Raw genomic sequence first — 20,431 nt, 5'->3', positions numbered from 1 at the left:
AACAATTGCGGTGATATAAAGTTAATATCACCGCAATTAAATTATAGAGTTACTATTAGTTTTATTAATAATTATATTATTTTTTCATTAAAGATATTATATAAATTTAATTTTTTTATATTATTAACTATTTTATCTACATCGGTAGTATATAATCCAACTTCTTGCATTCTCTTGAAGTATTCAGAACCAGCAAATGTATATCTATTTTTTCGTCCCTCTTTTGTGGACATCTTATAATTTGCATATGATATAATATCTCCAATTGCAATGCTACGAGGTAAAATTAGAAGAGGCATACCTAAAGCAAATCTTACAGCATTATAGCCAGCTAATGCACCAGTACAGATAGCCTCGGTATGACCTACAAAAAGACCACCTTTTTCGCCAGCGCAGAATAGATTATCTAATCCTTTTACTTTCATATCATCATATCTAGGAGCAACAGATAGATATCTAATTGAGTTACCAATACCACCTGAATAAGGATCACAGTATCTAGCTGCTTCTAATCCTTTAATTTTTCTTAATTTTTCTAATGGATAATAGGTTGTCATTAATTTTGCATGACCAGTATCCAATAGAATAATATTTTCTGCAAATTCTTTTAATGCATATTGTTGACATACTTTATTTTTCAATTTGTCCATATTTATATCTTCTTTAGGAATTTGTATTACTACGACACCTTTTTCATCTAATTGATCTACAATTTCTTTAGATAATGTTTCTTTTAGTATTTTACATGAACCAGACATAGCGCCTGGATTTTCATCGCTTCTCATACCTTGTAAGTCTTCAATACCTGCACGAGCGCTTATAGAAACTCTTGGACCAAATGATGGACATCTCAAGATGCACATGGAACATCCGTTACCATATTTTAAGCAATTACCCATAGGTCCAGTAGATCCTGTTGTTTCAATAAAGACATCTCCACTGACTTCGCTACCATCACTTAAAATAATTGATTTTATTGTATCGTCAGTCTTTTTTACGTCGATAACTCTAGTTTTGAAATGAACGTTAATACCCATATCAATTATTTTACTTCTTACAGCAGGTTCTATTTTATTTACGTCGTAAAGCCAAGCGTGCTTATGGCCAGGAAAGTCAATGTTTTTATGACGACTTAAACTATCACATATATCTATTAATTCTCCAGCACCTAGTGCTTTTAATTCTTCTGCAGCAGTAAATCTACCGTTATTTCTCATTATGCCGCCTACATTACCTAATCCTAAAAGTAAATCTGTTTTTTCATATAAATGTACTTCCGCACCTGCTTTGCTAGCAGTTATTGAAGCGGATACACCAGCCCAACCACCACCGATTATAACTACCTTCATATTAAACGTCTCCCTTCGAAAATAAATTTAGGATCTACTTGTACTTTGCAAAGACGTTTTACAACATGACCTTTGTATCGTGAGGTACAAGCACCACAAATTCCTTCACCACAACACATTTTAGCATTATTACAACAAGAGTATGATGTGGAATCATCATTGTAAGTTATTATATTACTAATTAATATATCAGGACCATCTATATGAATTAGGTCAAACTTATTTATAGTTAAGTAGTCTTTAAGTGCTTTAGGGAGTTGGCCTTTATCAATTGTATTCATGTTTATTGGAGTTATATTATATTTATTTATAAGTTCATCGATATAATCAGTTTTAAATGTACCTTTATCTAATATTAATGAGATATTATTTCCTCTAGCATATAATTTTTTTAGTACAGGCATCATTGGTGCGAAGCCAATGCCGCGAGATATTAGAAGAACATTTTTGTCATGGACTTTATTTAAGTTCTTTAGGCCTAGTACACCATTCCAATAAGGTGCTCGCAGTAATATATCATCATGTTCATTTAAACTAGCAATAGATTTTGTCTTTATTCCTTTTAATTCTAATACAAAAGAGATAACATTATTATCGTCATCAACGTCCATAACGGATATTGGAGTATCATAATATAAGTTATCATTAGGTGCTCTCATAAAAACATAGGCGCCAGGAACATTTAGACTTTCAGCTAATGATTTTGAAACTAACACCTTCAGTTCTAATAATTTTTCTTCAAGGAGAGTTCTATTTAAAATCTTACATTTATAAGTTTTGCGTCCCTCTTTAGCTTTAAAACCATTATCAAATAATTCTTTATAGATACATACGCCATGCCAATTTTTACAGTCACAAAATTCATTGCCTTGTAAATGAGAGCAAAGTATACAATCACCAGATAATGCAAGATGGCATGGGCAATACTCAGTGCCACAATCAATACAGTCTATAATCTCATAATCCATAGCATTCCTCCGAAAAAAACTATATTATTATAATATAATTTATAGTAATGGAATGTTACTAGAAAATATAGAAGAGGGGAGAACCTTACATATAGATTGATGTTTGTTACGGACACATAAAAAATACCTCCAAAGTAGATTTTGGTTATTTACCACGTCTACTTTAGAGGTATCATATCAATGTGAAACAGCTCTTTTAATTATTCATACTTAAATTTTATTATTATTTCTTTTATACTTCCCTTAGAATTCTTTCTTATAATAAAGTTTTTAATATCAACAAATTCATTATCAAGTTGATAATTTAATTCATTAATAGTAGCTTTACACTTCTTAGCTAAATCACCATCTTCTATAATTACAAATCTACTTTTTTTGCAAGTAGTTTCATTACGTAAATCATCTAAGATAACATAATATTCAGGACCTTCTTCTAATACAAAATACTCTTTGTTAAGAGTAAGAGTTGAACATAAATCATTATTAATACATTTAACTATCATATCAAATCCCCCTTATAATTCCTCGTAAATAAATTATACAATAAAAGTCAAGAAATTGATATTGGTCAGTTATATATATTTTTATAAGTTGTTTTGTAGAAATAGATAAATTTATGTTTTTGATGAGTCTGAAATAAGTTTATTTATACATGTAAGTTCTTCTTCTGTTAAATATCTCCATTTTCCTGAAGGAAGTTTATCTAATTTGACATTCATAATTCTTATTCTTTCTAATTTAACAACATTATAATTAAAATATGAACACATTCTTCTAATTTGTCTATTTAATCCTTGAGTTAAAATTATGTTAAATTTAAATGTACTCACTTTTTTTACTGTACACTTTTTCGTAACGGTATATAAAATAGGTACACCATTACTCATTTTGTTTATAAAACTATTTGTTATAGGTTTATCTACAGTAACTATATATTCTTTTTCGTGATTATTGCCAGCACGTAAAATTTTATTAACGATATCACCATCATTTGTTAGAAAAATTAACCCTTGAGAATCTTTATCGAGACGACCAATAGGAAAAATTCTTTTATTGTGATTAATAAAATCAACAATGTTGCCTTTTACTGCTTTTTCAGTGGTACATGTTATTCCAACCGGTTTGTTTAGTGCAATATAAATAAGGTCATTATTGTTTTTTATAATTTTGTTATCAATGGTAACTACATTTGATTTAGATACTTTCATTCCAGTTTCAGCAACAACACCGTCTATCTTAACACGTTTATTTTCGATTAAATTATCTGCTTCTCGTCTAGAGCAAAATCCTGTTTCGCTAATATACTTATTTAATCGAATTTCCTCTGATTTTTCTTTGTGAGTTATTATGTTAGTTTGTTTTTTCATTTATTCCTCCGTGTAAAATAAATATGAAAAGAACGGCAAGAAATTAACCGCTCTTTTAAGTAAATCATTGACTATTCATATTTAAATTTAACTATGATTTCTTTTATTTCGCCTTTAGAGTTTTTCCTTATTGTAAAGTTTTTAATATCGTTAAAATCACTTTGAAGTTGATAAGATAATTCATTGATGGTGGCTTTGCATTTTTTTGTTAAATCGCTATCTACTATAATCTCAAAACGTGATTTTTTGCAAGTTGTTTCATTTCTTTTATCATCAAGTATAACGTAATATTCTGGGCCTTCTTCAAGAACAGTATATTCTTTGTTTAATGTTAGTGTAGAACATAAGTTATTGTCTATACATTTTATTATCATAAAATAAGCCTCCTATGCTATGAAATAATTATAAATATTTATTAACAGTATAATAAATGCACAAAAAAAGTGTTACACTATCTTTAGTTATAATAACTATATCAAAAAAACAAAAATAAATCAAAGAGCACTCCGAATTATATATATGCATATTTCAAATTTATTCGTATATTGACGAATTATATTAAAACTTTTATAATTAATATGTTAAATAACTCATATAATTTTGACGATAGGGGTCATAAGTTTCTACCAAGATACCGTAAACATCTTGACTATGAGTATGTGTAATTGAAAAAAGTATCAATTATATATGCCCCGATATGAGTAATAACTTATATCGGGTTTTTATTTTAACATTACAGGAGGAATAATTATGGAAAACTTATCACCTAAAGAAAGGATTTTACCTATCCTTACAAACAAAAATGTAGATTATAAGAAAGAGATAATTGCAGGTATTACCACATTTATAACAATGGCATATATTATTGCTGTTAATCCTCAAATTCTTGGAGCAACAGGAATGGATCAAGGTGCAATTGTTACCGCTACATGTTTAACAGCAACTATAGCATGTATTTTAATGGGGATATTTGCAAACTTACCTTTTGCATTAGCATCAGGAATGGGATTAAATGCTTATTTTGCATATTCAGTAGTTATTGGAAAAGGAATTTCATGGGAAGTAGCTTTAACAGCTGTATTCGTTGAAGGAATTATATTTATATTACTATCACTATTCAAAGTTCGTGAAGCAGTAGTTAATGCAATACCTAAAAACTTAAAATTAGCTGTTACTGGTGGAATAGGTCTATTTATTGCTTTTGTTGGTGTTCAAGGATCTGGTTTAGTTGTAAAAGATGATTCAACTTTAGTGTCTATGGGAAGTTTTACTCCTGCAGTTATAATAAGCTTAGTTGGATTAATTATAATAGCTGTATTAGATAAGAAAAAAGTAAAAGGTTCAATATTATATGGTATAGCTATTTCTTCTATATTAGCATGGGGATTTGCTATGATTGATCCTGATTATGCTGCAAAGTTATCAATTTATTTACCTAAAGGAATATTCAAATTTGAAAGTATAGCTCCAATAGCAGGAAAGCTTGATTTTGGATATGCTTTTCATAAAGATACAATAGCAACATTTATAGCAATTGTATGTACATTCCTATTTGTAGATTTCTTTGATACTGTAGGTACTTTAGTTGGTGTTGCATCAAAGGCAAAAATGCTTGATAAAGACGGCAAGTTACCAGGAGTTGGTAGAGCGTTATTAGTAGATGCTGTTTCTACAACAGCTGGTGCTGCTATGGGAGTATCAACAGTTACTACATATGTTGAAAGTTCTACAGGAGTTGCAGCTGGTGGTAGAACAGGATATACAGCAATTACTACAGGGGTATTATTTTTTATAGCAATGTTCTTTTCTCCTATTTTTGTTGCTATTCCAAGTTGTGCTACAGCTCCAGCACTTATGTACGTTGGGTATTTAATGCTTGGTGCAGTTATTGAAATAGAATTTGATAATATAACTGAAGGAGTTCCAGCATTCTTAACAATTGCTGCTATGCCTTTAACATATAGTATCGGTGATGGATTAACATTAGGTGTATTATCATATGTATTTATAAATATACTTTATAACTTATTTGCGAGTAAAAATGAAAAGAAAGCAAAAGTATCATGGGTTATGATTATATTAGCAATTTTATTTATATTTAAAATTGCATTTCTATAGAATATAAAAGAGACTATCGTGTGCCAGCGATAGTCTCTTTTATTATGTAAAAATAATAAATTAGCAATTATAAAATTTGCATTTTCATCAATATTGAGTTAAAATTTTAAAATCTATTAGAAATGTAAAAAAGCTTCTTTCAAGAAGTAATTGCGGAATGTATGAATTGTTACATTATACAAAAATAAGCTATTAGGAGAATCCAATGATAAAAATAAAAATCGAAGAAAAAAGAAATTCAAACTTTATTTTTAAAGTTGCTATAACTAATGATGATATAAGTAAGGACAGAATACTTAAAAGATTATTAATGGAAGGTAAAAAGATAAGAGGTGAATATACATACGAAATTCCTTTAAGATTTTTGTTGCCAATATTAAATAACTATAATAAAGATAATATTGAAATTGATAATGAGAGTATTGTTGAATTCTTTCAATTTTCAGATATTTATGATGAAAAATACTATTACACTACAAAAGTAAATGATAAGTATATGCAGTTATGGATAAGTGAACAATGTCCACATATATATAAAGTGTCAATAAATAGAGAAAGTAAAGAGGTAAATTATAGAATAGCATTTAAAAGCAAAAAGTATTAGATGTATATCAAATACTTTTTGCTTTTTTATTTAATGAATATCTAAACAAAATCTGTATAGTGTGTTATAATGATTAAAGATTTATAGAAAATACTATAAGGGGGATAATCAATATGGAGAGGACTAGAAATATAAAGAAGAAATTATTACAATTAACATGGCCAATATTTATTGAATCGTTATTACTTTCTTTATTAGGTAGTATGGATGTATTCATGCTTGGAAAATATTCAGATAATGCAGTTGCAGCAGTAGGGGTTTCTAATCAGATTATGTGGATGATTAGCTTAATGTTTGGAATAATAACATCAGGAACTGCAATATTAACAGCTCAATATATTGGACTAAACAAAAAAAATAAAATTAGAAATAATGATAATATTATTAGATTATGTGGCGTTTCTATAGGATTTAATACTATGATAGGTGTTTTTTGCAGTATTTTAGTTGTTGTTGGTAGTACTCCAATGCTAAAGATGTTAAACACATCCGGAGAAATTTTAGGTATAGGTAAGGAATATCTTGTTATTGTCGGAGGGTTCATTTTTACACAATCTATAATGCAAACCTTTACTGCAGTTTTAAGACCACATGGATATACAAAGATTTGTATGTACGTTACTTTAACTATGAATATAATTAATGTAGTTTGTAACTATATATTTATTTTTGGCAAATTTGGAGCACCTAAGTTAGGTGTAGTTGGGGCAGCTATAGGAACTAGTACTAGTAGAATAATCGGAATGATAATATTGGGAATTGTTTTATATGTAAAAATATTAAGAGGAAGTTCTTTAGAATGTTTAAAGTTTTCACCAAAAAATGATTTAAAGAACATATTAGCAATAGGAATACCAGCTGCTGGAGAACAGATATCTTATAACTTGTCACAACTTGTAATTACATCTTTTATTAATATGATTAGTATAGAGGCAATGGCAACAAAAAGTTATGCTATGAATCTCATAAGTTTTGCATATATATTTTCTACGGCATTAGGACAAGGTACTAGTATATTAGTAGGGCAATTAGTAGGTGAGGGTAACAATGATGAAGCATTAAATATAGGTATTGATTCAATAAAGAAATCAATTTTAGTTAGTGTTTTAATTAGTGGAGTATTTGCAGTGTTAGGTACTAGTTTAATGTCTTTCTTCTCTAATAATGCCACAATAATTGAATTGGGAGCATTAGTGCTTATTGTAGATGTATTTTTAGAACCAGGAAGATCAATAAATTTAGTTGGGATTAATTCATTAAGAGCCGCCGGTGATGTTAAATTTCCTGTTTATATAGGTATAATATCCATGTGGACATTTGGGGTTGGTCTTGCATATATCCTTGGTATACAATTAGGATTGGGATTAATAGGAATGTGGATAGCCTTTGCTACTGATGAATGGTTTAGAGGAATTTTAGTATATAATAGATGGAAAAAGAAGAGATGGCAAGGAAAAGTATTTGCCGATAAAATAGAAGTTAATGCATGTTAAGTGCCAATTTCAAAAATATAGTATAAAAAAGGAAGTTTTAAAGTTATTTTAAAGCTTTCTTTTTATATATATAGATGCGTTTATAAAAATATGTGTTAAAATAGGTGTATATTAATATAAAGATTACATTTTATGGAGGAATGTATATGGCACTTACCCCAATGATGAAACAATATGTTGAAATAAAGGAGACTTGTAAGGATTGTATTATATTTTATAGATTAGGCGATTTTTATGAAATGTTTTTCGAAGATGCAGAAATAGCAGCACGAGAATTAGAGTTAGTGCTTACAGGAAGAGATTGTGGATTAGAAAAAAGGGCACCAATGTGTGGTGTACCATTTCATGCATCTTCAATGTATATTGGAAGACTAGTATCTAGAGGATATAAGGTAGCTATAGTTGAACAATTAGAAGATCCATCAAAAGCTAAAGGATTAGTTAAAAGAGGAGTTGTTAAAATATATACTCCTGGAACATATGCAGATACTGCTTTTCTTGAAGAATCAAAAAATAACTATATACTTACTTTAGGAGTAAGTAATAATAACTGTACATTAGTGTTTGCTGATGTATCAACAGGAGAATTTAATGTAACCTCTTTTGAATATGATGAGAGTATACTTATATCAGAAGTATCTAAGTATGCACCAAAAGAATTACTAGTTTTAGATAGTTTTGATGATAAGATTATAAACATAATTAAGGAAAGAGTGGAGCTTACATTAACTAAAAGAACTACAGATATATTTAATATTGATGAAGAAAAGCTTATAAAACATTTTGGACAATCAGCATTAGAAAGAGTTAATGATACTTCTAAACTTATCATTTGTGGAGCTCTAAATTATATAATAGAAACTCAAAAAGAATCTTTAAATCATATCAATAAAATAAACTTTTATAGTGTTGATAATTACTTATCTATTGATATAAATAGTAGAAGAAATCTTGAACTTACAGAAACATTAAAAGATAAAGCTAAAAAAGGCTCATTACTTTGGGTTTTAGATAAAACATCTACTGCTATGGGTGCAAGACAACTTAGAAAGTGGATTGAAAGACCTCTTATTAATAAAATTTCTATTAATAGAAGATTATACGCAGTAGAAGAACTTTATAATAATCTTGCTGTAAGAGAAGACTTAAGAGAGGCACTAAAGGATATCTATGATATAGAAAGATTAGTAGGAAAGATTTCATCTAAAAATGTAAATGCTAAAGAATTAATATCTTTAAAAAATTCATTAGGAAAGATTCCAGAAATTAAGAATTTGCTTAAAGATATTAATAGTGAATTACTAAAGGACTTATATAGTAATTTAGATGAACTAAAAGACGTTTTTGACTTATTAGAAAAATCTATAAGCAACTCTCCAGCAATTACTTTAAAAGAAGGAAATATAATTAAAGCTGGATATAATGAAGAAATAGATACTCTTAGAGAAGCAAAAGAAAATGGTCGTATATGGATTGCAAATTTAGAAAGTAAAGAGAAAGAAGAAACAGGAATAAAATCACTTAAAGTTAGTTACAATAAAGTATTTGGTTATTATATAGAGGTAACTAAAACAAATCTGCAATTAGTACCAACAGATAGATATATTAGAAAACAAACTTTAGCTAATGCAGAGAGATATATTACTGAAGAATTAAAAGTAATGGAAGAAAAAATCTTAGGTGCAGAAGAAAAGTTAATAAGTCTTGAATATGATACTTTTGTAGATATAAGAGAAAAGGTTGAAGCAGAAATCGAAAGAATGCAAAAAAGTGCATTAGTGTTATCAACACTAGATGTTCTTGCATCTCTTGCAACAGTGGCATTAGAAAATAATTATGTAAAACCAACAGTAACTGATGAGTATAAAATTGATATCGTGGATGGACGTCATCCTGTTATAGAAAAGCTTCTTTCAAATGGACAATTTGTATCTAACAATACAATATTAGATGAAAGTCAAAGCTTTATGCTTATTACTGGACCTAATATGGGTGGTAAATCAACATATATGAGACAAATAGCATTAATATCAGTAATGGCACAGATGGGATCATTTATCCCTGCAACTTCAGGTGAAATTGGAATATGCGATAAAATATTTACACGTATAGGTGCCTCTGATGACTTGGCTTCTGGTAAATCTACTTTTATGGTAGAGATGTGGGAAGTAGCTAACATACTTAATAATGTTACAGAAAAAAGTCTTGTTTTATTAGATGAAGTAGGAAGAGGAACTTCTACTTATGATGGGCTATCTATTGCATGGGCAGTTATAGAGCATTTAACTAAGAATAAAAATGTTAAATGTAAAACTTTATTTGCTACTCATTATCATGAATTAACACAATTAGAACAAAGCTTAGATGGCTTTAAAAATTATTATGTTGGAGTTAAGAAAATCGATGATGAATTAATATTTATGCATAAGATTTTAGAAGGTAAAGAAGATCAATCTTATGGTATAGAAGTAGCAAAACTTGCCGGATTACCTAAATCTGTTGTAGATCGTTCAAGAGAAATATTAGAATCTATTGAGGGAAATAAATCTGTTAATACAAAAGAGATTGAGGTAGCTGTAACGGAAGATGAGAATGAAATATCTGAAGTTCCAAAGATACAGGAAACTAAAGAGGAGAGTTATTCTAATGGCACTAATTCAATAACACAAATTTCTTTTGAATCATTAGAAAAAGATAATCTTATAAAAACTTTAAAAGAACTAGATATAATAAGCATGACACCAATGGATAGTATGAATATGCTTTATAAACTAGTGAATGAAGCTAAAAACTTATAAAAGGGGGATATATGGATAATAGAATCAATGTATTAGATAATGAAACCTCCAATAAGATAGCAGCAGGAGAGGTTGTTGAAAGACCTCTTTCTGTTGTTAAGGAATTAGTAGAGAATGCTATTGATGCAAAAGCAAAGAATATCACTATTGAAATTGAAGAAGGCGGACAAAAACTCATTAGGGTTATAGATGATGGGATAGGTATACATTTTGATGATATCGAAAAAGCTTTTAAGGAACATGGTACTAGTAAAATAAAATCTATAGAAGATGTTTATAAGATAAGCACATTAGGATTTAGAGGGGAAGCACTGCCTTCTATTGCATCAATATCAAAATTAACTCTTACTACCTATAGAGAAGGATCTAAAGGTGGTAGCATTACTATTGAAGGTGGGATAGAAAAGTCCTTTTCTGTTGCAGGAGCTAATAAAGGAACTATTATAGAAGTGAGAGATTTATTTTATAATGTTCCTGCTAGATTAAAGTTTATGAAGACATCTCAAAGAGAAGGTTCATTAATTGCTGATATAGTTAACAGGATAGCCCTTTCTCATCCAGATATATCATTTAAGTTTTATAATAATGGGAAACGAATATTATTGACACTAGGAAATGATAATCTAAAAGATGTTATAAGATCTGTCTATGGAAAAACTACTGTAGAGAATTTAATCTATTTTGAAAATGTAACAGATACAGTATCTGTTTATGGATATGTAGGCAATATGGAATTAGCAAGAGGAAGCCGAAACAATCAGAGTGTCTTTATAAATAAAAGATATATAAAAAATAAATTAATAGGAACAGCTGTAGAAAATGCAGTAAAATCATTTTTTACAATTAATAAATTTCCGTTCTTTATCTTATTCTTAGATATATATTCTGAATTAATTGATGTAAATGTACATCCAACTAAATCAGAAGTAAAATTTAATGATGATAAGGCTATATTTAGTTCAGTATTTCATGGTGTACACAATGCTTTAAAGGAATATGTTAAAAGCGATTTTTTAGATGAAGAAATTAATGATAAAGAAGAAGAACCTAGTGTTGTGGTAGAAAAGATACAAATGCCTCTAGACTTTAAACGTAGTGAAGTGAATTATGATAGTTTTAATGTAGAACCTAAAAAGGAAGTAGTATATGAACCGCCTAGAGAAAGTTATAATAATACTACAATGCATATTAAGGAAGAAGTTAAAACATCATATAATATAGTTGAAGATGATAAAGTTGATAATAACTTTATACACAATGCTGATAACAATGAAGAAGCGCCTATTATAACTAGAGAACCTAAATTTCCGAAGTTTAAAGTTATAGGTCAAATATTAAAAACTTATATTGTTCTTGAAGGTACTGATTCATTGATATTATTAGATCAACATGCCGCTCATGAAAAAATATTATTTGAAAAATACTTTTCTGAGATAAAGAGTAGAAATGTAAATTCTCAAATATTATTAAGTCCAGAAGTTATACAGTTGCCTTATGATGACTATATAATATATACTGAGAATAATCTTGTTTTTAAAGAGGCAGGTTTCTTAATTGAGGAATTTGGAGGAAATTCAATAGTAATAAAAGAAGTTCCTATCTTTCTTGGTAAACCACAAGTAAAAGACTTGTTTTTATCTATATTAGATAATATTAAGAAGTTAGCATCAACAGATACTATCGATATAAAATATAATAAGATTGCAACATTAGCTTGTAGAAGTGCTGTAAAGGCTAATGATAAATTAACATATGAAGAGATGGAGTATTTAGTAGAACAGTTACGATATATAGAAGATCCTTTTAATTGTCCTCATGGAAGACCTACTATGATTAAAATAACTAACACAGAACTTGAAAAACGATTTAAGAGAATACAATAAGGAGGATATTTTGAAACAGGATTTAATTATAATTGCAGGACCTACTGCTGTAGGTAAAACAGATTTGTCTATAGAGTTAGCAAGAAGAATGAATGGTGAAATTATATCTGCTGATTCTATGCAAATATATAAGTATATGGACATAGGTTCAGCTAAAATAAGTGAAGCGGAAATGAAAGGAATAAAACACCATTTAATAGATGTTGTTTTACCAAGTGAAGAATTTTCTGTATCTGATTTTTATGATAGAGCCACAGAAGCTATAAAGGATATCTCCTCTAGAGGAAAAACTCCTATATTAGCTGGGGGTACAGGGTTATATATTAATTCTTTAATATATAACTATGCTTTCGCAAAATCGGATAAAGATGAGGAATATAGAAATTATTTAGTGAATTTAGCTGAAGAAAAAGGAAAAGAATATGTTCATTCGTTATTAAAAGATAAGGATGAAGAAGCATATAATAGACTATATCCTAATGATTTAAAAAGGGTTATAAGAGCGCTAGAAGTATATAAAACTACAGGAAAGACATTAAGTGAAATAAATAATGAAGTTGATGTATATGATATCCCTTACAACATAACATATTTCGTATTAAATATGGATAGAGAAAAGCTATATGATAGGATAAATCTTCGTGTAGATATTATGTTAGAAAAAGGATTATTAAATGAAGTTATAAATTTACGTAAAATGGGGTATAATTCAAGTATGCAATCTATGAAAGGAATAGGTTATAAAGAAATACTTCAATATTTAGAAGGTGATATAACTTTAGAAGATGCAATATACTTAATTAAGAAGGGAAGTAGAAATTACGCTAAACGTCAGTTGACATGGTTTAGAAAAGATAAGAGGACTATATGGATTAACAAAGATGAATTTAAAAGCGAAAATGATATTCTCGACTTTATGATAGATAGTATTAATAAAAATGATATTATCAAATAGTGTATAATTTTTGGGAGGGAGAAAGATGAATAAATCAACTAACAATCTTCAAGACATATTTTTAAATAGCGCTAGAAAAGGTAAGATACCTGTTACAATACATTTGACTAATGGATTTCAACTTAAAGGATATGTCAAGGGATTTGATAGTTTTACTGTTATTCTTGAGAGCGATGGTAAACAACTAATGGTATATAAACATGCTATTTCTACCATAACCCCAGGAAAGCCTATTTTATTTAATAATAATTATGAAAGTGAAGAGGAGAGAGAATAGGAACATCCTGTTCTCTTTTATACTGTATATATTTTAAGGAGGAATTAATTGTGTTACAAGAAACGAAAGAGTATTTAAAAAAGGAATTTAAAATAAAAGAGGAAGTATTATCACTTAGTGAGAAAGCTTTAGAAGAAGTAGAACCTGTATTTAATAGATACGACAAAATAAGAGAATATAATCAATTAAAGGTTCTAAAAGCATTACAAGAAGAAAGAATTTCAGAATCTCATTTTACTAATTCTTCAGGTTATGGGTATGGTGATATTGGAAGAGATTCTTTGGACAAGGTATACGCTAGAGTATTTGGTGCAGAGGCAGCTTTAGTTAGACCTCATTTTGTAAATGGAACTCATGCTATAGGGGCAGCGTTATTTGGAAATCTTAGAACTGGAGATACTATGATGAGTATATGTGGTTCTCCTTATGATACACTTCACAATATCATTGGAATAGGTGATAAAGGAAGAATCGGTTCTATGAAGGAATATGGTATAAATTATGAGCAAGTTGATTTAACTGAAGATGGTAAAATAAATTTAGATGAAGTTAAAAATAAACTTGAAACTATACCATCAATTAAATTAGTACATATTCAACGTTCTACTGGATATGGATGGAGAAAAGCTTTATTAATTGAAGATATTGAAAAAGTAATTACATTCATTAAATCAATTAAAAAAGATGTTATAGTGTTTGTAGATAATTGCTATGGTGAATTTTTAGATATAAAAGAACCTACAGAAGTAGGAGCAGATTTAGTAGCAGGATCTCTTATTAAAAATATAGGGGGAGGAATAGCACCTACTGGGGGATATATTGCAGGAAAAGAAGAGTATGTAACACAAGCTTCTTATAGATTAACTACCCCAGGTATAGGTGGCGAATGTGGATCAACATTTGGTGTTGTACGTTCAATGTATCAAGGATTATTCTTAGCACCTCATATAACAATAGAAGCAGTTAAAACAGCTATCTTTACATCTAAGATAATGGAACTATCAGGATTTGAAGTTTTACCTAAATATGATGATGAAAGAAGCGATATAATCCAAGCTATCAAGTTTAATGATAAGGATAAATTAATTAAGTTCTGTAAGGGAATACAAAAAGGGTCACCAATAGATTCTTTCGTTGAATGTGAACCATGGGATATGCCAGGATATGAAGATGAAGTTATAATGGCAGCAGGTGCTTTCATTCAAGGATCATCAATTGAACTTTCAGCTGATGCACCAATAAGAGAACCATATATAGCATATTTACAAGGTGGTCTTACATTTGATCATGGTAAGATAGGGGTATTAATTGCACTTTCTAATATATTGTAGAAAGGATTGTTATTTTGAGGATAATAAAAAAGAAGATAGATTTTACTTTAAATAAAGAAGAGTTCCTCAGGTTACTAGATAACTTAAATGGCAACGATAAAGAAAAAATACTTAAATATAAGAAATATGAGGATTCTTTAAGAGGTTTATATGGAAAGCTTTTGCTTAAGAATGAACTTAAAGTTAAAGAACTTAATCTTTCATATAATCAGTATGGCAAGCCATATATAGAAGATATGAAAAATACTCATTTCAATATATCTCATTCAGGAGAATGGGTTGTACTTGCTGTAGATAATGTGCCTATTGGTATAGATATTCAAGAGATAACAAATATAAATCTTAAAATTGCAAAAAGATTTTTTAGCAGTGAGGAAAGTGAATATATATATTCTCTTGATGAAAAGAGTAGAGTAGATGCTTTTTTTAAACTATGGTCTTTAAAAGAAGCTTATGTAAAAGCAGACGGTAGAGGGTTATCATTACCTTTAAATTCATTTACAGTAGATATAAGTGGTGATATTCCTGTTTTAGAACAAGATATCAATTGTAGAGTCTGTGAGTTTTATACAGAGAAGGTGGGAGAGAACTACTTTGTATCTGTATGTAGAATGATTAATTAAAATTTCGCTGTTATACTAAAAATAAGTGTAACAGCTTTTATTATGGGACAAGATATATAAAGTTACTTTATTTAAATAATAAATGGAGGCATCGCTAACAATTTTATTTGTTAATGCGATACCTCCATTATAATATTATTTGTAATTTCTAAAGATACCAACAAGTTTTCCTAATATAGAGCAATCATCTACAATGATAGGTTCCATAGTTGAATTTTCAGGTTGTAGTCTTATATGATCTTTTTCTTTATAAAAAGTTTTTAATGTAGCTTCATTTTCAATAAGTGCTATTACTTTATCTCCATTTGAAGCAACATTTGTTTTTTCAATTATGGCATAATCTCCATCATTAATACCAGCTTCAATCATTGATGTGCCAGACACCTTAAGCATAAACAATTCCTTATTGGAATGTATAAATTGAAGTGGAAGTGAAAATGTATCTTCTATATTTTCTACAGCTAAAATAGGCATTCCAGCTGTTACTTTTCCTACTACAGGAATTCTAACCATTTCTTTAGGAACCACTTCTTCTTTTATGAACTCAATAGCTCTAGGTTTAGTTGGATCACGTCTTATATAGCCTTTCTTTTCTAGTCTAGAAAGATGTCCATGTACAGTAGAAGTAGACCTTAATCCAACAGCTTCACAAATTTCTCTAACAGAAGGTGGATATCCTTTCTCAAGAGTAGTTTTCTTCAAAAAGTTATAAACTTCCATTTGCATATTTTTCTTTTCACTCATTTTACCTACTCCTTTCTATAATATTATAGCATATTAAATATTCAACTTCAAACTTATGTTCGACTCTATTATAATTATATACTCTATTTGAAATAAGTATTCATATTTGATATAATATTTAGATGCAAAAAACAAAATATAAACGAGAGGAGCTTTGCTATGAGTATAGATAAAAAAGAAAAGTTTGAGAATGAAGATGATTTATGTGATCTTTACGAAGGAAAAATATGCAATAGCTGCGGTGATTGTTTAGGTTTAAATAACTTGGATACCAGAGCTGTAAAGGTATCGTCTATAATTGAAGATGAAGATAATGCAAAGGTGATTGAAAATGCATCTGGTGAGTTAATTGATTCTGTATTAGAAGATGATGACGATTTTGAAGTGGATATGGAAATAGATGATTCTTATACAAATGATGATCTTGAAAAGGAATATGTTGAAGATCTAATAGATGGGATAGAAACAGAATATATTGATGATATCGAAGGGCTTAATGATATTTTAGATGATGAACTAAAAAAGGGTAGTTACATGGAAGAATTATTCCCTGGATTCTTTACAATTAAAAAACAAGAGTAGAATTTATTAGACTGTCATGTTTAGATATGACAGTCTTTTTTTAATAGATTATAAATTATTTATTGTATCAAGTAATTGTTCTTTTGTCTTTCTTGTGTATATTCTAGTGGTATTTATATCACTATGACCAGCTAAATCAGCAACAGTATCAATAGAGATTCCTTTTTCAATTAAAGACATACAATATAGATGTCTAAAGTTATGAGCATGGGCTTTTTCTTTATCAACACCAGCTAAAATAGCATATTTTTTAATAATAGCGTCAACAGTTTTTCTACTTAATTGTCCTGTTTTTCCTGTTTTACTTGTAAAAAGATATGGGGTATCTCTATTTATCCTAACATTAAGATAATTTAAAAGGATGTCTCTCAATCTTTTTGGCATAAATACTTCTCTATGTTTAGATCCTTTTCCTTTGATAGATATATTATTTCTATTTACATCACTGACTTTAAGTGATAATGCTTCACTAACACGCATTCCAGTTAAATATAATGTATAAAATATCGCAACTGCTCTTAAATCATTCTTAGATTCAGCTGCTTCTACTAAAGATTGAAAATCGTATTTACTTAAACTATGTTCAAGGTAATTTTGCTTTTGAGTTTTTTCAACTTTTATGACTACATCTATATCCCTTGATTCATCATCCTTTAAAAATCTAAAAAAGGAATTTATTGATGAAAGTTTTCTATTTAATGTCTTTATAGTAAGTTCTTTATCCTTTATGTAATTTTTATAATTATCAATATCTATTTTAGTAATGTCTTCTACCTCTTTTTGTGTAAAATCCATAAACTCATTAACATCATTTTCGTATGAAACAATGGTATTTATGCTTTTATCATCATCTTTTAGTGAATTAAGCCACTTTTCTATGTCTGTCATTACTTTTCACCTCCTTTTTTATTATATCATATGGCTCTTTTTAAAACAAGACATAATGCGGATTATGTCTTGTTTTGTTTTTAAGTAATGTCTATATGTATAATAACCATAGTAAACCATTAGGTTTACTATGGTTATATTGTGTTAACTAAATATTAACCAAAATGGTTAACTTGATGTGTTTTATAATATAGTATATAATATATAAGTAGATATAATTTTTAGGAGGAGTACATATGGGTACAAATGAGATAACAACGTGGGCAGCTAAGATTCCAGTAGAATTAAAAGAGAAAATAACTACGATTATAAGAGAAGAAGATGTTAGCAGTAAAGAATTTTTAAATAATGTAGTAAATTTATATGAACTTGAGAAGCTAAAAGGCGGATCAGGAATGGAAAAAGATATAGAAGAATTTCAGATCAATTTAGAGAGAATTTTTGAAATTTTTAAAAGTGTAATCGATAGAAACAACAACTTAGGAAAAAGTATTGAAGAAAAATTCAACAGAATCGCTATTGCAAAAGATGAGGAAATTACTAAATTAAATGAAGAAAATTTAAAATTGAAAGAAAAAATAGATAAGTTAAAAGAAGAACAAAAAGAGGTAGATAAAAAGATACAAGAAGATAAATCTATTTTCGAAGAAGCAAATACTAAACTTAAAACAAATGAAGAATTAGTAGAATCATTAAAAAGAGAAATATCTCATTTGGAAAACAGCAAAGTATCATTAGAAAAAGAGATAGAAGGAATACCTACTCTTTTAGAAAGTAAGAATGCACTACAAAAAGAGAAAGAAGAACTTTTAGCAAAGTATAGTTCATTGGAAAAGGAGATGCTAAAAGTTGAAGCTGCCTCCTCTACTTCTGTTGAATTAGTTACATTACAAAAAGAGAAGGAAAAGATGGCTTTAGAGACAGCTTATACAGAAAAGCTAAATGAAGCTAACAGACAATTAATGGCTAAAGAACAAGAGTTAAACAATATTCAAAAAAGCTTTTATGAGGAGAAAATTGCTTTGCTACAAGAGATTTCCTCATTAAAAGAAAAGTTAAAAGTAGAAAAAAGCTAGATGAAGATCTGGCTTTTTTCTTTAAGTAAACTTTTACTAAAGGCTATCTATCCCTACTATTTTCACGTCTTCCATTGATGCTAACCATGAAGTACTTGGTAATCTTAATATTTTACGTTTAATACCTTCTAAAAATAAAGAGTTTTCTTTATAATTTAATGTATCTATAGTAATAGTACTATCTTCTATCATAGTGCCTTTATTTTTTTCTACTTCGTATTTAATTTCATATTTCATTTTTAAATCCTCCTAAGAATTTATAATTATTTATTACAATATTCATTATATTATTTTAGATTCAACTTACAATATGTTATAATAATATCCATTTTTTATATTTAAAATGGTATCTTAAAGTATTGTTTATTAGGTTTTAGCTTTATTAACTTAAAAAAATAAAGTCTACAAAATTTCATAATAATACTCTAGAAAAATAAAAAGACTATAGCTTGACAGTGCTATAGTCTTTTTATCATTAAAGTATGAGTAGTTATGTATTCTAAACGTATTCCACAGACTAAATATTATACTATTATAGATTCTATATCAATAAAAACAATAAAGGATTGAGTAAAATTTATAAATTGGTATCAATAAGTTTATTTTTATAATTTTAATATATATATTTCTTAATATAATTAACTTTTTATTATCCATTTTGTTGAATTAGATCCTCTTTAATATCACTGATTCCTTGTGTATCTGATTCTTTTACTAAAATAATTCTTTGAACTGAGTTAGAAGTATAATATACATCAAAATCAATTAATCCTCTTGCATTTATATTAACACCATTTGTGTAAATATCTTTTATAAGAGTTTCAACTTTTTTATTATTAGAAGTAATTTTACTTATATCATAACCTTCTTGATAACTCCATATTGCAATTTGTGTAGCAAAGTATACCTCATCATCTGTTAATCCAAAATCCTTCCCTTTTATATTAGGATATCCATTAGTTATAATTCCTTTTAGTCCTCTATCTTTAATAGTTGCAATCTTTGTGAAATACTCCCCTGATGGATAATCTCTTTCTATATCTAGACAATAGCCTATATAGTTTTTATTGTCTGTTATCTTCTTTGATGATATAGTACTACTTCCATACCTTACATAATCAATATCATTATTTTCTGTAATTATTATAACTTTATCATCAGTATTACCTAGACAAATAGAATTAGTAATAGTTGCGATTAGAATAGCTATCATTGCACATGTTAAGAAAATCTTTTTAAAATACTTCATTTAAAACAACTCCTCGTATAATTAATTTTGTAGTGAATTTAATATGTATTTCCAGTAATAAAATTCACTACAATATGCTAAAGATTACTGGAAATTATATAGACTGTATAGAATTACTCCTAAATG

General features: G+C 28.3%; 20 protein-coding genes and 1 riboswitch. Of the genes, 11 read left to right on the top strand and 9 right to left on the bottom strand.

Features of this window, described 5'->3' with window-relative positions; all coding sequences use genetic code 11:
* Positions 1–71: 71 nt before the first annotated feature.
* The 5 genes from KQI30_RS11220 to KQI30_RS11200 all read right to left on the bottom strand — a co-directional run bounded on the left by KQI30_RS11220 (position 72) and on the right by KQI30_RS11200 (position 4,058).
* Positions 72–1,349 carry an FAD-dependent oxidoreductase gene (locus KQI30_RS11220; protein WP_216463414.1) on the bottom strand — a complete coding sequence of 426 codons (1,278 nt, stop codon included), beginning with the start codon at positions 1,347–1,349 and terminating at the stop codon, positions 72–74.
* Complete coding sequence (locus KQI30_RS11215; RefSeq protein ID WP_216463413.1) at positions 1,346–2,317, bottom strand: sulfide/dihydroorotate dehydrogenase-like FAD/NAD-binding protein; 972 nt, start codon at positions 2,315–2,317, stop codon at positions 1,346–1,348. The genes KQI30_RS11220 and KQI30_RS11215 overlap by 4 nt, the downstream gene beginning before the upstream one ends.
* A 200-nt stretch (positions 2,318–2,517) precedes the next feature.
* Positions 2,518–2,820, bottom strand: a complete 303-nt coding sequence (locus KQI30_RS11210; RefSeq protein ID WP_216463412.1) for a hypothetical protein — start codon at positions 2,818–2,820, stop codon at positions 2,518–2,520.
* Between the two features lie 111 nt (positions 2,821–2,931).
* Positions 2,932–3,684 (bottom strand): 23S rRNA pseudouridine(2604) synthase RluF, encoded by a 753-nt coding sequence (gene rluF / locus KQI30_RS11205; protein WP_216463411.1) that lies wholly within the window; start codon positions 3,682–3,684, stop codon positions 2,932–2,934.
* Between the two features lie 71 nt (positions 3,685–3,755).
* Positions 3,756–4,058: a hypothetical protein gene (locus KQI30_RS11200; RefSeq protein WP_216463410.1), complete on the bottom strand. Its 303-nt coding sequence runs from the start codon at positions 4,056–4,058 to the stop codon at positions 3,756–3,758.
* 196 nt (positions 4,059–4,254) lie between these two features.
* Positions 4,255–4,356, top strand: a riboswitch (purine riboswitch).
* Between the two features lie 78 nt (positions 4,357–4,434).
* Between KQI30_RS11200 and KQI30_RS11195 the strand changes: the two genes are divergently transcribed.
* From KQI30_RS11195 to KQI30_RS11155, 9 genes are all read left to right on the top strand, one after another.
* The gene (locus tag KQI30_RS11195; protein ID WP_216463409.1) at positions 4,435–5,802 is read left to right on the top strand and encodes an NCS2 family permease; all 1,368 of its coding nucleotides are present in this window, start codon (positions 4,435–4,437) and stop codon (positions 5,800–5,802) included.
* Positions 5,803–6,007: 205 nt separating this feature from the next.
* Complete coding sequence (locus tag KQI30_RS11190) at positions 6,008–6,406, top strand: hypothetical protein (protein ID WP_216463408.1); 399 nt, start codon at positions 6,008–6,010, stop codon at positions 6,404–6,406.
* 113 nt (positions 6,407–6,519) lie between these two features.
* Complete coding sequence (locus KQI30_RS11185; protein ID WP_216463407.1) at positions 6,520–7,899, top strand: MATE family efflux transporter; 1,380 nt, start codon at positions 6,520–6,522, stop codon at positions 7,897–7,899.
* Between the two features lie 146 nt (positions 7,900–8,045).
* Positions 8,046–10,697: a DNA mismatch repair protein MutS gene (gene mutS / locus KQI30_RS11180; protein ID WP_216463406.1), complete on the top strand. Its 2,652-nt coding sequence runs from the start codon at positions 8,046–8,048 to the stop codon at positions 10,695–10,697.
* 11 nt (positions 10,698–10,708) lie between these two features.
* Entirely contained in the window at positions 10,709–12,580 is a 1,872-nt protein-coding gene (gene mutL / locus KQI30_RS11175; RefSeq protein ID WP_216463405.1) for a DNA mismatch repair endonuclease MutL, read from the top strand.
* A 10-nt stretch (positions 12,581–12,590) separates the two neighbouring features.
* Entirely contained in the window at positions 12,591–13,535 is a 945-nt protein-coding gene (gene miaA / locus KQI30_RS11170; protein WP_216463404.1) for a tRNA (adenosine(37)-N6)-dimethylallyltransferase MiaA, read from the top strand.
* A gap of 25 nt (positions 13,536–13,560) precedes the next feature.
* On the top strand, positions 13,561–13,812 hold the full coding sequence (hfq, locus tag KQI30_RS11165; RefSeq protein ID WP_216463403.1) for an RNA chaperone Hfq: 252 nt from the start codon (positions 13,561–13,563) through the stop codon (positions 13,810–13,812).
* 50 nt (positions 13,813–13,862) lie between these two features.
* Positions 13,863–15,143, top strand: coding sequence for an aminotransferase class I/II-fold pyridoxal phosphate-dependent enzyme (locus KQI30_RS11160; protein WP_216463402.1), 1,281 nt, complete (start codon positions 13,863–13,865; stop codon positions 15,141–15,143).
* Between the two features lie 14 nt (positions 15,144–15,157).
* On the top strand, positions 15,158–15,766 hold the full coding sequence (locus tag KQI30_RS11155; RefSeq protein ID WP_216463401.1) for a 4'-phosphopantetheinyl transferase family protein: 609 nt from the start codon (positions 15,158–15,160) through the stop codon (positions 15,764–15,766).
* Positions 15,767–15,901: 135 nt separating this feature from the next.
* On the opposite strand, the gene lexA is transcribed toward KQI30_RS11155, so the two are convergent.
* A complete protein-coding gene (gene lexA / locus KQI30_RS11150) occupies positions 15,902–16,510 on the bottom strand; it encodes a transcriptional repressor LexA (RefSeq protein ID WP_216463400.1) in 609 nt (202 codons plus the stop codon).
* Between the two features lie 159 nt (positions 16,511–16,669).
* On the opposite strand from lexA, the gene KQI30_RS11145 reads away from it, so the two are divergent.
* Positions 16,670–17,092 (top strand): hypothetical protein, encoded by a 423-nt coding sequence (locus KQI30_RS11145; protein WP_216463399.1) that lies wholly within the window; start codon positions 16,670–16,672, stop codon positions 17,090–17,092.
* Positions 17,093–17,140: 48 nt separating this feature from the next.
* Here the strand turns inward: KQI30_RS11145 and KQI30_RS11140 are convergent, their stop codons facing one another.
* A complete protein-coding gene (locus KQI30_RS11140; RefSeq protein ID WP_216463398.1) occupies positions 17,141–17,980 on the bottom strand; it encodes a tyrosine-type recombinase/integrase in 840 nt (279 codons plus the stop codon).
* A 236-nt stretch (positions 17,981–18,216) separates the two neighbouring features.
* Here KQI30_RS11140 and KQI30_RS11135 point away from each other — a divergent pair, with 236 nt between their 5' ends.
* Positions 18,217–19,056 (top strand): hypothetical protein, encoded by an 840-nt coding sequence (locus KQI30_RS11135; protein WP_216463397.1) that lies wholly within the window; start codon positions 18,217–18,219, stop codon positions 19,054–19,056.
* A gap of 36 nt (positions 19,057–19,092) precedes the next feature.
* Here KQI30_RS11135 and KQI30_RS11130 read toward each other — a convergent pair whose 3' ends face one another.
* Both KQI30_RS11130 and KQI30_RS11125 read right to left on the bottom strand, forming a co-directional pair.
* Positions 19,093–19,293, bottom strand: coding sequence for a hypothetical protein (locus KQI30_RS11130; protein ID WP_216463396.1), 201 nt, complete (start codon positions 19,291–19,293; stop codon positions 19,093–19,095).
* A 412-nt stretch (positions 19,294–19,705) separates the two neighbouring features.
* Positions 19,706–20,305, bottom strand: coding sequence for a thioester domain-containing protein (locus KQI30_RS11125; RefSeq protein ID WP_216463395.1), 600 nt, complete (start codon positions 20,303–20,305; stop codon positions 19,706–19,708).
* Positions 20,306–20,431 lie beyond the last annotated feature (126 nt).

The sequence above is a fragment of the Clostridium bornimense genome, from assembly GCF_018917145.1.
Classification (GTDB): domain Bacteria; phylum Bacillota; class Clostridia; order Clostridiales; family Clostridiaceae; genus Clostridium_AN; species Clostridium_AN bornimense_A.
This window is presented reverse-complemented; position numbering and strand designations above follow the sequence as displayed.

Excerpts from the sequence above, each read along its gene's own strand:
- KQI30_RS11220 (WP_216463414.1), bottom strand. The coding sequence starts at position 1,349 with ATGAAGGTAGTTATAATCGGTGGTGGTTGGGCTGGTGTATCCGCTTCA.
- KQI30_RS11215 (WP_216463413.1), bottom strand. The coding sequence starts at position 2,317 with ATGGATTATGAGATTATAGACTGTATTGATTGTGGCACTGAGTATTGC.
- KQI30_RS11210 (WP_216463412.1), bottom strand. The coding sequence starts at position 2,820 with ATGATAGTTAAATGTATTAATAATGATTTATGTTCAACTCTTACTCTT.
- rluF (WP_216463411.1), bottom strand. The coding sequence starts at position 3,684 with ATGAAAAAACAAACTAACATAATAACTCACAAAGAAAAATCAGAGGAA.
- KQI30_RS11200 (WP_216463410.1), bottom strand. The coding sequence starts at position 4,058 with ATGATAATAAAATGTATAGACAATAACTTATGTTCTACACTAACATTA.
- KQI30_RS11195 (WP_216463409.1), top strand. The coding sequence starts at position 4,435 with ATGGAAAACTTATCACCTAAAGAAAGGATTTTACCTATCCTTACAAAC.
- KQI30_RS11190 (WP_216463408.1), top strand. The coding sequence starts at position 6,008 with ATGATAAAAATAAAAATCGAAGAAAAAAGAAATTCAAACTTTATTTTT.
- KQI30_RS11185 (WP_216463407.1), top strand. The coding sequence starts at position 6,520 with ATGGAGAGGACTAGAAATATAAAGAAGAAATTATTACAATTAACATGG.
- mutS (WP_216463406.1), top strand. The coding sequence starts at position 8,046 with ATGGCACTTACCCCAATGATGAAACAATATGTTGAAATAAAGGAGACT.
- mutL (WP_216463405.1), top strand. The coding sequence starts at position 10,709 with ATGGATAATAGAATCAATGTATTAGATAATGAAACCTCCAATAAGATA.
- hfq (WP_216463403.1), top strand. The coding sequence starts at position 13,561 with ATGAATAAATCAACTAACAATCTTCAAGACATATTTTTAAATAGCGCT.
- lexA (WP_216463400.1), bottom strand. The coding sequence starts at position 16,510 with ATGAGTGAAAAGAAAAATATGCAAATGGAAGTTTATAACTTTTTGAAG.
- KQI30_RS11145 (WP_216463399.1), top strand. The coding sequence starts at position 16,670 with ATGAGTATAGATAAAAAAGAAAAGTTTGAGAATGAAGATGATTTATGT.
- KQI30_RS11140 (WP_216463398.1), bottom strand. The coding sequence starts at position 17,980 with ATGACAGACATAGAAAAGTGGCTTAATTCACTAAAAGATGATGATAAA.
- KQI30_RS11135 (WP_216463397.1), top strand. The coding sequence starts at position 18,217 with ATGGGTACAAATGAGATAACAACGTGGGCAGCTAAGATTCCAGTAGAA.
- KQI30_RS11130 (WP_216463396.1), bottom strand. The coding sequence starts at position 19,293 with ATGAAATATGAAATTAAATACGAAGTAGAAAAAAATAAAGGCACTATG.
- KQI30_RS11125 (WP_216463395.1), bottom strand. The coding sequence starts at position 20,305 with ATGAAGTATTTTAAAAAGATTTTCTTAACATGTGCAATGATAGCTATT.